Here is a 13,095-nt window from a genome sequence, read left to right on the forward strand (position 1 = left end):
GTGGTGGCTGGCCCTTCCCGCCTTCGCCGTCCTCGGCCGGGCGCTGCGCGGCCGCCGGTGGAAGCCGGCCTTCGGCCTCGGTTACCTCTTCGCCCTCGGCTACCTGCTGCCGCTGCTGGTGTGGACCGGCATCGAGGTCGGGCCCGGACCGTGGCTGGCGCTGGTGGCCGTGGAGGCGGTGTTCCTCGCGCTCACCGCGGCGGGCATCGCCGCGGTCTCCCGGCTGCCCGCCTGGCCGCTGTGGGCCGCCGCGGTCTGGACGGCCGGCGAGGCGGCCCGTGCCCGGTTCCCGTTCGGCGGCTTCCCCTGGGGCAAGGTGGCCTTCGGCCAGGCCGACGGCGTCCTCCTGCCGCTCGCCGCGCTCGGCGGCACCCCGCTGCTCGGCTTCGCGGTGGTGCTGAGCGGCTTCGGACTGTGCGAGGCCGTCCGGCAGGCCCGCTCGGCCCGCCGGACCCGCGTGGTGCGCCGCGGGGCCGCGGCCGCCGCGCTGCTGAGCCTGCTCGCGCCGTTCGGCGCCGCGCTCGGCGCGCGGGCCGTGGTGGACGCGGACGCGGAGGACGGCACGGCCACCGTCGCCGTGATCCAGGGCAACGTCCCCCGGCTGGGCCTCGACTTCAACGCCCAGCGGCGCGCGGTGCTCGACCACCACGTCCGGGAGACCGAGCGGCTGGCCGAGCGCATCGCGGCCGGCGAGGCCGAGCGGCCGGACCTGGTGCTCTGGCCGGAGAACTCCTCCGACATCGACCCCTTCACCAACGCCGACGCCGCCGAGGTCATCGACCGCGCGGCCAAGGCCGTGGACGCACCCATCGCCGTGGGCGGCGTGGTGGAGCGGGACGGCAAGGTCTACAACGAGCAGATCCTCTGGGACCCGGAGAAGGGCCCGGTCGACACCTACGACAAGCGGCAGACGCAGCCGTTCGGCGAGTACCTGCCGCTGCGCCCCCTGATCGGCGCCGTCAACGAGACCTGGACGAGCATGGTCCGCCGGGACTTCAGCCGCGGCACCACCCCGGGCGTCTTCGCCATGAACGGCACCGGCGTCGGGCTGGTCACCTGCTACGAGGCCGCCTTCGACTGGGCGGTGCGCGACACCGTGCGGGCCGGTGCGCAGATGCTCTCGGTGCCCAGCAACAACGCCACCTTCGGGCGCAGCGAGATGACCTACCAGCAGCTCGCCATGTCCCGGGTGCGGGCGGTCGAACACGGGCGGACCGTGACCGTGCCGGTGACCAGCGGGGTCAGCGCGATCATCCTGCCCGACGGCCGGGTGACCGCGCGCACCGGCATGTTCGTCCCCGGGACCCTGGTGGGAACGGTGCCCCTGCGTTCCTCCAGCACCCCGGCCACGACGCTGGGGACGCTGCCCGAGTGGACCCTGGTGCTGCTGGGCGTCGCGGGCGGGGCCTGGGCGGTCGCCCGGACCGTCCGGGCCGGGCGCACCGGGGCGGACCGATAGGGTCGAACCATGGCAACCCCGGACTTCATCCGCACGCTCCGCGCCTCCGCCGGGCACCAGCTGCTGTGGCTGCCCGGCGTCACCGCGATCGTCCTCGACGACCGGCACCGCGTCCTGCTCAACCGGCGGGCCGACACCGGTCGCTGGGCGGTGATCGGCGGCATCCCCGAGCCGGGGGAGGAGCCCGCCGCCTGCGCGGTGCGCGAGGTCTTCGAGGAGACGGCCGTCATGTGCGTCCCGGAGCGGGTGCTGAGCGTGCAGGCCCTCCGGCCGGTGACGTACGGGAACGGCGACGTCTGCCAGTACATGGACATCACCTTCCGCTGCCGCGCCGTCGGCGGCGAGGCCCGGGTGAACGACGACGAGTCCCTGGACGTGGCCTGGTTCCCGGTGGACGCCCTGCCGGAGCTCGACGAGTTCGGGCTGACGCGGATCAAGCAAGCACTGTCGGACGCCCCCACATGGTTCGACCCCATGAGCTGACCTAGAAGTATGGGCGCTGACCACATGGGGTGGGTGGGGGCCGCTGCCTAGGGTCGGACCATGACCGAGCAGCCCAGCACTGCCGGGGGCCTCGAGACCCCCCTCGAGCCGTCCCCGCTCGACCTCTCCGGACGCACCGCCCTGGTCACCGGCGCCGCCGGCGGCATCGGGCGCGCCTGCACGCTGCGGCTGGCCGCCGCGGGCGCCACGGTGCGGGCGGTGGACCGCGACGAAGGCGGCCTTGCCGAGCTGACCGGGCAGGCGGCCGGACTCAGGGGCGCCGTGGTGCCCCAGGTCCTCGACCTCACCGACCTGGACGCCGCGGAGCGGGCCGCCGCGGGTGCCGACGTGCTGGTCAACAACGCCGGGATCCAGTTGGTGCGGCCGGTGCACGAGTTCCCGCCGGACGTCTTCCACACCGTGCTCACGGTGATGCTGGAGGCGCCGTTCCGGCTGATCCGCGGCGCCCTGCCGCACATGTACGAGCAGGGCTGGGGACGCATCGTCAATGTGTCGTCCGTCCATGGGCTGCGCGCCTCTGCCTTCAAGTCGGCCTATGTGTCCGCCAAACACGGGCTGGAGGGCCTTTCCAAGACGGTCGCGCTGGAAGGCGCGCCCCACGGCGTCACCTCCAACTGTGTGAACCCCGGCTATGTGCGCACACCACTGGTCGAGAAGCAGATCACCGACCAGGCGGCCGTGCACGGCATCCCCGAGGACCGGGTGGTCTCCGAGATCCTGCTGCGCGACACCGCCGTCAAGCGGCTGATCGAGCCGGCCGAGGTCGCCGAGGCGGTGGCCTTCCTCTGCGGCCCGGCCGCCGCCACGGTCACCGGGTCCTCCTACGTGATGGACGGCGGCTGGACCGCGCACTGACCTTCCGCGCGGGGCGCGGGGCCGCCCGCCGTCCCGCGCCCGAGCGGCCGTCGTCCACAGGGGTGTCCCGGGGCCCCGGCCATGGTGAATCCTGTGCCCATGTCCCACGATCACCCGCAGGGCGTGCCTCTGCCGACGGCCCGGCCGTCCGCGGAACCGACCGCTCCACGCCCGGCCGACGGACCCGCCGTCGCTCCGCCGGCCGGCAGGCCCGGAGCAGGGGGCCCTCCCGGCACGCAGGTCACGCCCGGTGCCGGGACCACCCCCGGATCGCAGACCACGCCCGGTGCCGGGGCGGCGACCGCCGCCGCACCCGGTGCCGCCCCCGCCTCCGGTGCCACCCCCGCCTCCGGCGCGGGTCCCGCCTCCGGCGGCGCGGCGGAGGCCGCGGCCGGGGCGGAGACCCCCTACCTGGAACTCCTGGCCCGCGGCGCCTCCGCCGACGCCTACGACCGCCCCGTGCTGGTGGCCCGCGCCGAGGGGCGGCCCGCGGCCGAGGTCGCGGCGCTGCGCCGGGCCAGGGACCTCGCCCTGCGGGTCCGCTCCGAGCTCGAGGGCAGGCGCCGCCGCGAGGAGGAGCTCTCCGCCCTCTTCGCCACCGCCCACGACCTGGCCGGCCCCCGCGACCTCGACGCCGTGCTGCGGGCCATAGTCCAGCGCGCCCGTTCCCTCCTCGGAACCGACGTCGCCTACCTTTCCCTCAACGATCCGGGCCGTGGCGACACCTACATGCGGGTCACCGAGGGCTCGGTCGCCGCCCGGTTCCAGCAGCTGCGCCTCGGCATGGGCGAAGGACTCGGCGGCCTGGTCGCCCAGACCGCCCGCCCGTACGTCACCCAGGACTACTTCAAGGACGAGCGGTTCCTGCACACCGGCACCATCGACGCAGGCGTCCACGACGAGGGACTGGTCGCCATCCTCGGCGTCCCGCTGATGCTCGGCGACCACGTCATCGGCGTGCTGTTCGCCGCGGACCGCCGTGCCCGCGTCTTCGAACGCGGCCAGATCGCCCTGCTCAGCAGCTTCGCCGCCCTCGCCGCGGCAGCCATCGACACCGCCAACCTGCTCGCCGAGACCCGCTCGGCCGTCGCCGGACTGGAGCGGGCCAACGAGATCATCCGGGACCGCAGCGCCGTCATCGAACGCGCCTCGGGGGTCCACGACCGCCTCGCCGAACTGGTGCTCCGCGGCGGCCAGGTGCACGACGTCGCCGCCGCCGTGTCGGAGGTCCTCGACGGCTCCGTGTCCTTCGCCGACATCACCGCCGTCCCCGCCGAGGCGCTGGAGGCGTCCCGCGCAGGGGGCCACGCCGTGCCGCACGGCGACGACTGGATCGCCGCCGTCACCGCGAGCGGCGAACTCCTCGGCGCCCTGGTGCTGCGCGGCCACCCCGTCCTCGATCCCGTCGACCAGCGCACCCTGGAGCGGGCCGCCATGGTCACCTCCCTGCTGCTGCTCGCCCGCCGCTCCGCCGCCGAGGCCGAACAGCGGGTCCGCGGCGAACTCCTCGACGACCTCCTCGACGCCCGCGACCACGACCCCCGGCTGCTGCGGATGCGCGCCGCCCGCCTGCACGCCGACCTCGACGTCACCCACGTGGTGCTCGCCGCACGCCTGGACGCCACCGCGCCCGGCGGCGACGCCGAGGCGGAGGCCCGCCGCCGGCTGTGGTCCGCCGCCTCCCACCTGGCCTCCACCCGCCACGGCCTGGCCGCGGCCCGCGACGGCGGCACGGTGCTGCTGCTCCCGCTGCCGCCCGGCGGCAGCGCCACCGACCTGGCCCGCGACGTCGCGCGCAGGCTCAGCACCGCCGTGCACGACGCGGTCACCGTCGGGGCGTCCGCGCCGCAGGAGGTGCTGTCGTCGGGACCCGACCAGGTGGCCGTCGCCTACCAGGAGGCCCGGCGCTGCCTGGACGCCCTCCGCCTCCTCGGGCGGGCGGGTGACGGCGCGGCGGCCGAGGACTTCGGCTTCGTCGGGCTGCTCCTCGCGGGGGACCGGGACATCTCCGGCTTCGTCGGCCGCACCATCGGAGAGGTCGTCGCCTACGACGAACGGCGCGGCACCGACCTGGTGCGCACGCTCGACGCCTACTTCGCCTGCGGGATGAGCCCCGCCCGCACCAAGGACGCGCTCCACGTCCACGTCAACACGGTGGCGCAACGGCTGGAGCGGGTGGGCCGCCTGCTCGGCGAGGACTGGCAGCGCCCCGACCGGGCCCTGGAGATCCAGCTCGCCCTGCGCCTGCAGCGCCTGGCCTCGCCGCCCCGCGGCTGACCGCCGCCGCGGCGCGCGCGGAAGGCCCCGCACACCTGGTGTGCGGGGCCTCTCGTCCGGCGTGCGGGGCTTTCACCGTGCGGGGCGGGCCGGTGAACTCCGCCCCGCCCCGCACGTGCCGGCCACCGCCGGCTCAGACCGTCTGCCCGCTCCTCGCGGCCTCGGCGGGCGCGGCCGGGGAGTCCGCGGAGCCGGTGCCGTCGATGTCGTTCAGGTCCCGGTCGCGGGTCTCCTTGGCCACGGCCACCGCGATCAGCGTGACGACCGCCGCCGCGATCACGTACAGGGAGATCGGGGTGGAGGTGCCGTAGCTCGACAGCAGCGCGGTCGCGATCAGCGGCGCCGGAGCACCCGCCGCCACCGAGGCGAACTGGGCACCGATCGAGGCGCCGGAGTAGCGAACCCGGGTCGAGAACAGCTCGGAGAAGAACGCCGCCTGCGGGGCGTACATGGCGCCGTGCAGGACCAGACCCACCGTCACCGCGGTCAGCAGGGAGAGGAAGCCGCCCTTGTCGATCAGCCAGAAGAACGGGAACACCCACAGGCCGATGCCGGCCGCGCCGAGCATGTAGACCGGGCGCCGGCCCCAGCGGTCGGAGAGCGCGCCCCAGGCCGGAACCGCGCAGAAGTGGATCGCGGAACCGACCAGCACCGCGTTCAGCGCGGTCTGCTTGGACATCTCGGCCGCCTCGACGGCGTACACCAGGATGAACGCGGTGATCACGTAGAACGAGATGTTCTCCGCCATGCGGGCGCCCATCGCGATCAGGATGTCCTTCCAGTGGTGCCGGAAGACGGCGACCAGCGGAAGCTTCTCGGCGGCGCCCTCGGCCTTGCGGGCCTCGGCGGCGGCCAGCGCCTGCTTGAAGACGGGCGACTCGTCGACCGACAGGCGGATCCACAGACCGACGACCACCAGCAGGCCGGAGAGCAGGAACGGTATGCGCCAGCCCCACGAGTTGAAGGCGCTCTCCGAGAGCGTGGCGGTCAGCAGCGCCAGCACGCCGGTGGCCAGCAGCTGGCCGGCCGGGGCGCCGGTCTGCGGCCACGAGGCCCAGAAACCGCGCCGCTTCGGGTCACCGTGCTCCGACACCAGCAGCACCGCGCCGCCCCACTCGCCGCCGAGCGCGAAGCCCTGCACCAGACGGAGCACCGTCAGCAGGACCGGCGCCGCGCTGCCGATGGTGGCGTGGGTCGGCAGCAGACCGATGGCGAAGGTCGCGCCGCCCATCATCAGCAGACTGATCACCAGCAGCTTCTTGCGGCCCAGCCGGTCGCCGTAGTGACCGAACACCAGGGCGCCCAGCGGGCGGGCCAGGAAGCCGACGGCGTACGTCAGGAACGACAGCAGCGTGCCGACCAGCGGATCCTCGTCCGGGAAGAACAGGGTGTTGAACACCAGCGCGGCGGCCGAACCGTAGAGGAAGAAGTCGTACCACTCGATGGTGGTGCCGATCAGGCTCGCGGCGACGATCTTCTTCAAGCTGTTCGGCGTCGGGGGCGCGGCTGCCGATGAGGCCATGGTGACCACTTCCAGATGTGGGATGGGGACGTCTACGTGTCGCCACACCGTAGGAATCCGCAGGTCAGACGCACATGTGGCGGGGCAACATAGTTCGAGGGTTGACTATGCGCGCGGCCACCATGCTGGCTCAGGGAAAGGTGGGTCAAGGGATCGATGGTGGCCGAAACGAGTCTCGTCCGGGACGCGTGGTTCAGGGTGGTTCGACCGTGCGGAGCTGACTCCCGTGCCGACTTGGTGCTGACTGTGCTCCGTTGAACCCGGGCATCGGGGATTGATCGGTCCAGAGTTGTCGCGTGGCGGGCGACCGGCCTGAGAGACCGAGTCAGGCCTTGCTGTTCAGCCGCCGTCGGCACGGGCAAGGCGCTGCGTCCGGGCGCGGTGCACGTCGGTCCCAGGAGGTTCTTGGTCCGCTGGTGGTACGGCAGTCGCACCGAGCCGACCAGGAGAAACAGCAGCGGGTACGGATCTGCGGAGACGGAAGCGGGAGCGATGGCGAGGAGCACGGCCGTGCCCACCCCGGCGGACGACGCGGCACGCCGCAGGGGGAGCGGCCAGGGCCACTAAGAGTTGCTCCACCCGTTCGTGCTGGAGTACGAGTCCAGCAGGTCCACCACGAAGACCAGGGTCGAGCCTGCCGGGATCAACGGCGAAGGCGACTGATTGCCGTAGCCGAGACGCGGGGGAACGATGATCTCGCGCCGACCGCCGACCTTCATCCCCCTCACCCCCCGGTCCCAGCCCTTGATGACCTTGCCACTGCCCAGGGCGAACTTGAACGGCTGACCGCGGTCCCAGGAGGCATCGAACTGCTTCCCGGACTCGAAGGTCACCCCGACATAGTGGACCCGGACCACCATGCCCGGCTTCACCTCGGCTCCGTCCCCGACGACCAGGTCCCGGATGGTCAGCTCGGCAGGAGCGTCAACCTCCGGAACGGTGACCTCGGGCTTCGTCGGTTCACTCATTGCAGCCTCATCACTGTCAGTCGCAAGCCGTCGCACGGACCAGTCGGACACCGGGACATTCCGTGCCGCAGGTGGTCACGCTACCGAGAACGCACGTCCCCGGAGCACACCGGATCCGGTGGCCACACATGATGATCTTTCGCACGACGGGCGCAGGTGTCCCCGCAGCGCAGGTGGACCGGGGCAAGCAGGACCTGCCGTCCGGCGGTCAGGCGTCGCCGGTGAGAGGACGACTGCGTCCGTTCATCTGATCTCGATGTCGTCGGGACCCGGATTGCGGCGCTCACCGTCGGGCGGCCCGCCATCACGCAAAGGCCGCGCCGATGGCATCGCCGATCTCGTTCAGCACGTCGCGCGAGACCTGGACGTCGCGGGTGAAGGACAGGAACGCGTGGGGCACTCCCTCGACCGGTCGGTGCGTCACCGGCACTCCGGCGTCGCGGAGAGCGTCCGCGTACCGGACGCCCTGGTCGCGCAGTGGGTCGAGTTCGGCAGTGACGACGAACGTGGCCGGGAGCCCGGTGAGGTCTTCCGCGCGCAGCGGAGAGACGCGGGGGTCGGCGCCCTCGTCGGGGGTGTTCAGGTAGGCGCCCCAGAACCACTCGAGCCAAGGGCGCGTCAGCAGGGGGCCGGCAGCGTTGTCGTACATCGACGCGCTGTCGTCGAAACGGTCGGTTGCGGGATAGGCGAGGGCCTGGAAGGTGACGGTCGGTCCGCCGCGTCGCTTCGCCTCCTGCGCGGTGACGGCGGCGAGGTTGCCTCCCGCGCTCTCTCCGAACAGGGCGATGCGCTTCGGATCGGCGCCGAAGGTGCCCGCGTTCCGCTCGACCCACTGCAGCGCCGCGTAGGTGTCTTCGACGGCTCCCGGGAACCGGTGCTCCGGCGCCAGCCGGTAGTCGACGGAGACGACGACGGTCTTCGACCGCGTCGCGACCACCCTGGCGAAGTGGTCCTGGCTGTCGAGATCGCCGAACACCCAGCCGCCGCCGTGGAAGAACACCGTCACCGGGACGGGCGGGCCCGTCGGGGCCGTCTCGGGTGTGTAGATGCGGATCGGGACGTCGTGGTCACCGTTGCGGAAGGTCGTGTCGCGAACCTCGCGAACCGGGGTGACGTCACCGGCGAACGAGGCGAACGCAAGACCGAGGGCGCGGTTCTCCGCCACGGTGAGGGTGTTGGCTGCGGGCGCGGGGGTTGCGGCCAAGTCGTCGAGCACGGTCTGGATCTGCGGGTCGAGAGCCATGAGCTGCACCTTTCACGGGTGCTGGAACGATCTTGGAATGAACGCTCCAACCGTAGGCGCCGCGAAATTGGAAAGTCAATTCCAATCCTTGGTAGGCTGGCTCCCATGCAGACGCGCAGTGTCGGGACCCGGGTCAAGGCGGCGAGCACCGAGGGCGGTCGTCGCACGCGGGACCGCATCCTGCGCGCCGCTGCCGAGCTGATGTTCAAGCAGGGCGTCGCCGGCACGAGCATCCCTGACGTGCAGCGCCGAGCTCAGGTGAGTGCCTCGCAGATCTATCACTACTTCGGGGACAAGAAGGGCCTCACGGCGGCGGTGATCGAGTACCAGAGCACCGTGAAGCTCGAACAGCAGCGGCCCTTGCTCGACCACCTCGACAGCATCGACGCGTTGCGTGAATGGTGCGAACGCGCCGCCGTCCGCCTGGACGCGGTGCACTGCGCCGGAGGGTGCGAGATCGGCTCGCTCGCGAGCGAGTTGTCGGACATCGACCCCTCGGCTCGCCTCGGCCTGGCCACGGGATTCGCCGCGTGGCAGGCGGCGATCGAATCCGGGCTCGCTCGCATGCGCGAGCGCGGTGACCTCGGAGCTGACGAGGACGTTCCGGCGCTTGCGGTCACGCTGCTGGCCGCGATACAAGGCGGCATGCTCCTGTCGCAGGTGAGCCAGGACGCCACCCCGTACCGCCGGGCGGTCAACGTGGTCATCGACCACATCGCGGACCGCGTCGCGGCGGCCCAAGCTTCGCGGTCCACCGATCGCTGAACACGGGCCGGCGGCAGGGGCCTTTGCGTGATCACGTTTCGTCCGAGGTGCCGTGCCGGCCCGCCCTTGGCGAGGACATCCCGGTCCGGGCGGGGGCGGACGCGGTGCGGGAACGGTCCCGGTGGTCATGTGAGTGCCGAAGTCCCATGACCACCTGGCGAGTCCGTGCCTGCTCCTGCGCCTTCCCCCATGCCCACCGCGCTGGTCAACTGGGCCGGACTGCCGCACCGGTCCTGCCGGCGGACGCGCTCCCACTGTCCGGCTTCCTGGATCCGGTGCCCGGCCCGGGAGGCGTCCGGGGGCGCCCCGGCACCGCCTTCAGCAGCATCAACCCCCACGAGGCCGGGGTGGCCTCCGGAATCGCCCACCGAACTGGTCATCAGTCACGAGACCGTGAAGGCCTACGTCTCCCGCATTCTCACCGAACTGGATCCGGTTCCCCGATGCCGCCCGCGTCGCCGCGGCACAGGCCGGCACCCTCGGGCTGGGCGCGAACGTCGCGCAGGTAACCCACACCTACCTCACCCTCGCCGGCCGGCTCGACCGCACGCCCGCAGCGGTTCCCGGCACACCGACATCCCCGGGCATCCCCGCGGACCACCAGGCCACCATGTTCATGGCTCTCACCTGCGGCGACGCCGAATGGCCGCACGACGTCGACGGCTACGCCGCCCGCACCACCGCCGACCGCGAGAAGTGGTTGTTCACCGCGGGCATGCCCGCCGGCATCTGGGCGTGCGCCCCTTGGGGAAAGCCGGCTGAGGTGGTGCCCTTCTCGGTGAACCCGGTGTCGTCGCTGATCAGAAGGCCGTCGGTCTCGCCGGGCTTGTCGGCGACGTATGCCTGCAGGCCGTCGTGTGTGGGAGGCCTGTTCGGCCGGCTGCCGGCCGTTCTTGCGGACCACGGGGCGGGCGGCCCGCGCACGTGGTCACGCGTGCGGCGGCGGGACTCGACTCGGCCGAAGCGGTGCCCGAGGGTCAGGAAGAGGTCGGCCAGTTCCAGGTCCCCTCGCGCGGCGGCGTAACCGGTGATCACCCTCGGAGGCCGCCTTGCCGCTGTCATCGCCTGCGGCGTCGTCGCACGATCGAGGGGCGGTCCCCGTGCGACCGCCCCCGCACGATCGAAGTCGCCGCACTCCGGCCGCCCAGTGAACCCGCAGGCCGGACGCCAAGGTCCTGCTGGAGCACCAGTCGGCCGAACAGGGCGGGACCGACGCGCGCGCGGTCCTTCAGAGTTCATCCGCTGATCGTGACGCCGGGCCGGCCAGCCCGTGCAGCAGCAGATCCGTGAGGGTGTCGATGACGTGCTGGTCGTCCTCGCCACCGGGGGGCGTGAGCACGGCGTAGTTGAGGGTGACGAGCATCGCGCCCATCGCCGTCGCGACGAACTCGGGGTCGCCGGGCAGTTGGTGTCCGCGCTCGACCAGGTACTCCAGGTGCTCCCGGATGGTTCCCGTCTGCTCGCGCAGGTCGCGCCAGACCCGGCCCGTGCCGGGGTCGTCGGCCACCATCGCCTGGAACAGTGCGAGCGTGACCGGGCGGTTCTGCCGCATCACCGTCCACGCGACACCGACGTGGTCGCGCAGCTGGTCGCGGTCGGTCAGGTCGTGGTCGCGGGGGTGCTCCAGGCCGGCCATGCGCTCGTCGATCGCCTCCTCCATCTCGGCGAGGAGCGCCTGGAGCAGCTCGTCCTTGTCGGCGAAGTGTTCGTAGAACGAACCGGTCGAGCGTCCGGCCGCGGCGGTGATGTCGGTGATCTTCGTATTGAGGTAGCCGCGATCGCTGAACAGCCCCCGCGCCGCGTCCAGCAGCGCGGCACGGGTCTGGGCCGCCCGGACTTTTCGACTGGCGGTCCTCGCCTGCGGCATGTCGTCCTCCATCGACCGTTGACAGACGTCAGCGTATCGGAACACACTTTCACTGAATCAGAATTCAGTGAAACTCGATTCAGGGAGACACCGTGCGGACGATCGTGATCGGTGGCGGGATAGCCGGACCCGCCACCGCCCTTGCACTGCGGCAGATCGGTCACGACGTGACCGTCTACGAGGCGTACGAGGTTCCGGTCGAGGACGTCGGCGCCCACTTCGGCCTGGCGGTCAACGGCCTGCGCGCACTGGAGAAGCTGGGCTGCTTACACGACGTACTGGCGGCCGGATTCCCCGTCGACCGGATGCGGTTCTACACGGCGGGCGGCCGCCTCCTGGGTGACGTGCCGCGTCTTCGGCGCGAAGCCGACTCGATGCGCAGCATCTCGCTCCAGCGCGGACGGCTCGTGGCGATCCTGCGGCGCGCGGCGCTCGACGCGGGCGCGCAGATCGTCACCGGCGAACGCCTGGTGGGCGCGACGGGGTCGGCGGACGGCGTGGTGGCCGAATTCGCCACCGGCCGGCGCGACACCGCGGAACTGCTCGTGGGCGCCGACGGCGTCCGGTCGACCGTGCGCGGGCTGATCGACCCGTCCGCGCCGCGCGCGGAGTACGCGGGGCTCTACGGGGTCGCCGGAATCGCCGCCATGACGGGTCTCGAGCCCGGCATCTGGAACCTCTCCTACGCGCGCAACGGTGCCTTCGTGTACACCAGCATCGACGAAAGGACCCAGTGGTGGACGGCTCAGATCGGGGATCCGGTCAAGCCCGACCTGCGGGGCATCGGCGACGCGCAGTGGCTGCGGCGCGTCACCGAGCTGTTTCCGGAGGCGATGCCGAGGGCCGTCGTCGGAGCCGCGACATCGATAGTGGCGTCCGGCTGCCTGAACGTCTGCGACCCGGTCCAGAAGTGGCACGGTGGGCGCATGGTCCTGGTCGGCGACGCCGCCCACCCCGTCGGCGTCGGACACGGCGCCTCGATGTGCGTCGAGGACGCGTTGGAGCTCGCGGCGGCGCTGAGCAGCGCCCCGACCGTCCCGGCGGCACTCGAGGCCTACGACGCGACACGTCGCCCGCGCATCGACAAGCTGCTCAAGCACGGGCACAACGCCCGTGAGAGCAAGAGGCCCGGCGCCGTGAAGCGACAGATCAACTCGGCGAAGATGCGCGTGCTCCTCCCGTTCTTCGAACGGGCGCAGGGATACCTGTACGACTACGAGCCGCCCTCCCTGCCCACCGCAGGCGGACCACGGTCCGCCACTCGCTAGACGGTCCGTTTCGCCGCGCCGTCGATGAGCGGCGGCAGCAGGCTCCCCGTCGTCGCGGCGAGCGCCTCCCCGCCGTCGGGCTTCGCGCCGGGCCGGCGGCGGTGGGGCTCCGGGACCGGACGCCGAGCGGTGGCCGTCACCCGGCCGCGACCGGCCGGGCTGCTCCCGGCCGGTGCGACCGCGGCACGAAGGTTGTGCCGCTCCACCCCCTCGCACGGCGTGCCCCAGGTCGCGAGCAGCGGCCGTACGCCGTGCCGGCGCGGCAGCACCGTCAACGGCTCGGTGGGCGACGTGACGTACACGGCGAGCGACGTGACGTACACGGTGAGCGGCGCACGACCGGTCCGCCGCCGGGCCGGTCGTCCGC

The 13,095-nt window shown here is 72.4% G+C and carries 11 protein-coding genes and 1 pseudogene; 6 read left to right on the top strand and 6 right to left on the bottom strand.

The genetic code is table 11. The features are described from left to right. The 4 genes from lnt to A2U95_RS19265 form a co-directional block, all read left to right on the top strand. Positions 1-1,459 (top strand): apolipoprotein N-acyltransferase (lnt, locus tag A2U95_RS19250; protein ID WP_166024201.1); only part of this gene is annotated, 1,459 nt, incomplete at its 5' end. A 9-nt stretch (positions 1,460-1,468) separates the two neighbouring features. Then, complete coding sequence (locus A2U95_RS19255) at positions 1,469-1,942, top strand: NUDIX hydrolase (protein ID WP_166024203.1); 474 nt, start codon at positions 1,469-1,471, stop codon at positions 1,940-1,942. Positions 1,943-2,002: 60 nt separating this feature from the next. Further along, positions 2,003-2,818 carry a 3-hydroxybutyrate dehydrogenase gene (locus tag A2U95_RS19260; protein ID WP_166024205.1) on the top strand — a complete coding sequence of 272 codons (816 nt, stop codon included), beginning with the start codon at positions 2,003-2,005 and terminating at the stop codon, positions 2,816-2,818. 99 nt (positions 2,819-2,917) lie between these two features. Continuing rightward, complete coding sequence (locus A2U95_RS19265; RefSeq protein ID WP_240957365.1) at positions 2,918-5,095, top strand: helix-turn-helix domain-containing protein; 2,178 nt, start codon at positions 2,918-2,920, stop codon at positions 5,093-5,095. 133 nt (positions 5,096-5,228) lie between these two features. On the opposite strand, the gene A2U95_RS19270 is transcribed toward A2U95_RS19265, so the two are convergent. From A2U95_RS19270 to A2U95_RS19280, 3 genes are all read right to left on the bottom strand, one after another. Then, complete coding sequence (locus A2U95_RS19270; RefSeq protein ID WP_206282912.1) at positions 5,229-6,617, bottom strand: MFS transporter; 1,389 nt, start codon at positions 6,615-6,617, stop codon at positions 5,229-5,231. A 563-nt stretch (positions 6,618-7,180) separates the two neighbouring features. Next, entirely contained in the window at positions 7,181-7,585 is a 405-nt protein-coding gene (locus tag A2U95_RS19275; RefSeq protein WP_166024208.1) for an FKBP-type peptidyl-prolyl cis-trans isomerase, read from the bottom strand. 304 nt (positions 7,586-7,889) lie between these two features. Beyond that, a complete protein-coding gene (locus A2U95_RS19280; RefSeq protein ID WP_166024210.1) occupies positions 7,890-8,828 on the bottom strand; it encodes an alpha/beta hydrolase in 939 nt (312 codons plus the stop codon). 105 nt (positions 8,829-8,933) lie between these two features. Here A2U95_RS19280 and A2U95_RS19285 point away from each other — a divergent pair, with 105 nt between their 5' ends. Beyond that, positions 8,934-9,593, top strand: a complete 660-nt coding sequence (locus A2U95_RS19285; RefSeq protein ID WP_166024211.1) for a TetR/AcrR family transcriptional regulator — start codon at positions 8,934-8,936, stop codon at positions 9,591-9,593. 753 nt (positions 9,594-10,346) lie between these two features. Here the strand turns inward: A2U95_RS19285 and A2U95_RS19290 are convergent. Both A2U95_RS19290 and A2U95_RS19295 read right to left on the bottom strand, forming a co-directional pair. Next, a pseudogene (locus A2U95_RS19290) lies at positions 10,347-10,655 on the bottom strand (IS701 family transposase); the annotation flags it as partial. 166 nt (positions 10,656-10,821) lie between these two features. Next, entirely contained in the window at positions 10,822-11,460 is a 639-nt protein-coding gene (locus tag A2U95_RS19295; RefSeq protein WP_166024216.1) for a TetR/AcrR family transcriptional regulator, read from the bottom strand. 92 nt (positions 11,461-11,552) lie between these two features. On the opposite strand from A2U95_RS19295, the gene A2U95_RS19300 reads away from it, so the two are divergent. Then, positions 11,553-12,728, top strand: coding sequence for an FAD-dependent oxidoreductase (locus A2U95_RS19300; RefSeq protein ID WP_166024218.1), 1,176 nt, complete (start codon positions 11,553-11,555; stop codon positions 12,726-12,728). Here A2U95_RS19300 and A2U95_RS19305 read toward each other — a convergent pair. Continuing rightward, positions 12,725-13,051, bottom strand: a complete 327-nt coding sequence (locus tag A2U95_RS19305; protein ID WP_206282913.1) for a hypothetical protein — start codon at positions 13,049-13,051, stop codon at positions 12,725-12,727. The two genes, A2U95_RS19300 and A2U95_RS19305, sit on opposite strands and share 4 nt — an antisense overlap. Positions 13,052-13,095: the final 44 nt, after the last annotated feature.

Origin of the sequence: Streptomyces chilikensis (assembly GCF_001642695.1) — a bacterium.
GTDB classification, from domain to species: domain Bacteria; phylum Actinomycetota; class Actinomycetes; order Streptomycetales; family Streptomycetaceae; genus Streptomyces; species Streptomyces chilikensis.

What these genes read in the sequence shown, in the direction of transcription:
- A2U95_RS19285 (WP_166024211.1), top strand. Translation starts at nt 8,934, where the DNA reads ATGCAGACGCGCAGTGTCGGGACCCGGGTCAAGGCGGCGAGCACCGAG.
- A2U95_RS19260 (WP_166024205.1), top strand. Translation starts at nt 2,003, where the DNA reads ATGACCGAGCAGCCCAGCACTGCCGGGGGCCTCGAGACCCCCCTCGAG.
- A2U95_RS19270 (WP_206282912.1), bottom strand. Translation starts at nt 6,617, where the DNA reads ATGGCCTCATCGGCAGCCGCGCCCCCGACGCCGAACAGCTTGAAGAAG.
- A2U95_RS19275 (WP_166024208.1), bottom strand. Translation starts at nt 7,585, where the DNA reads ATGAGTGAACCGACGAAGCCCGAGGTCACCGTTCCGGAGGTTGACGCT.
- A2U95_RS19255 (WP_166024203.1), top strand. Translation starts at nt 1,469, where the DNA reads ATGGCAACCCCGGACTTCATCCGCACGCTCCGCGCCTCCGCCGGGCAC.
- A2U95_RS19265 (WP_240957365.1), top strand. Translation starts at nt 2,918, where the DNA reads ATGTCCCACGATCACCCGCAGGGCGTGCCTCTGCCGACGGCCCGGCCG.
- A2U95_RS19295 (WP_166024216.1), bottom strand. Translation starts at nt 11,460, where the DNA reads ATGCCGCAGGCGAGGACCGCCAGTCGAAAAGTCCGGGCGGCCCAGACC.
- A2U95_RS19280 (WP_166024210.1), bottom strand. Translation starts at nt 8,828, where the DNA reads ATGGCTCTCGACCCGCAGATCCAGACCGTGCTCGACGACTTGGCCGCA.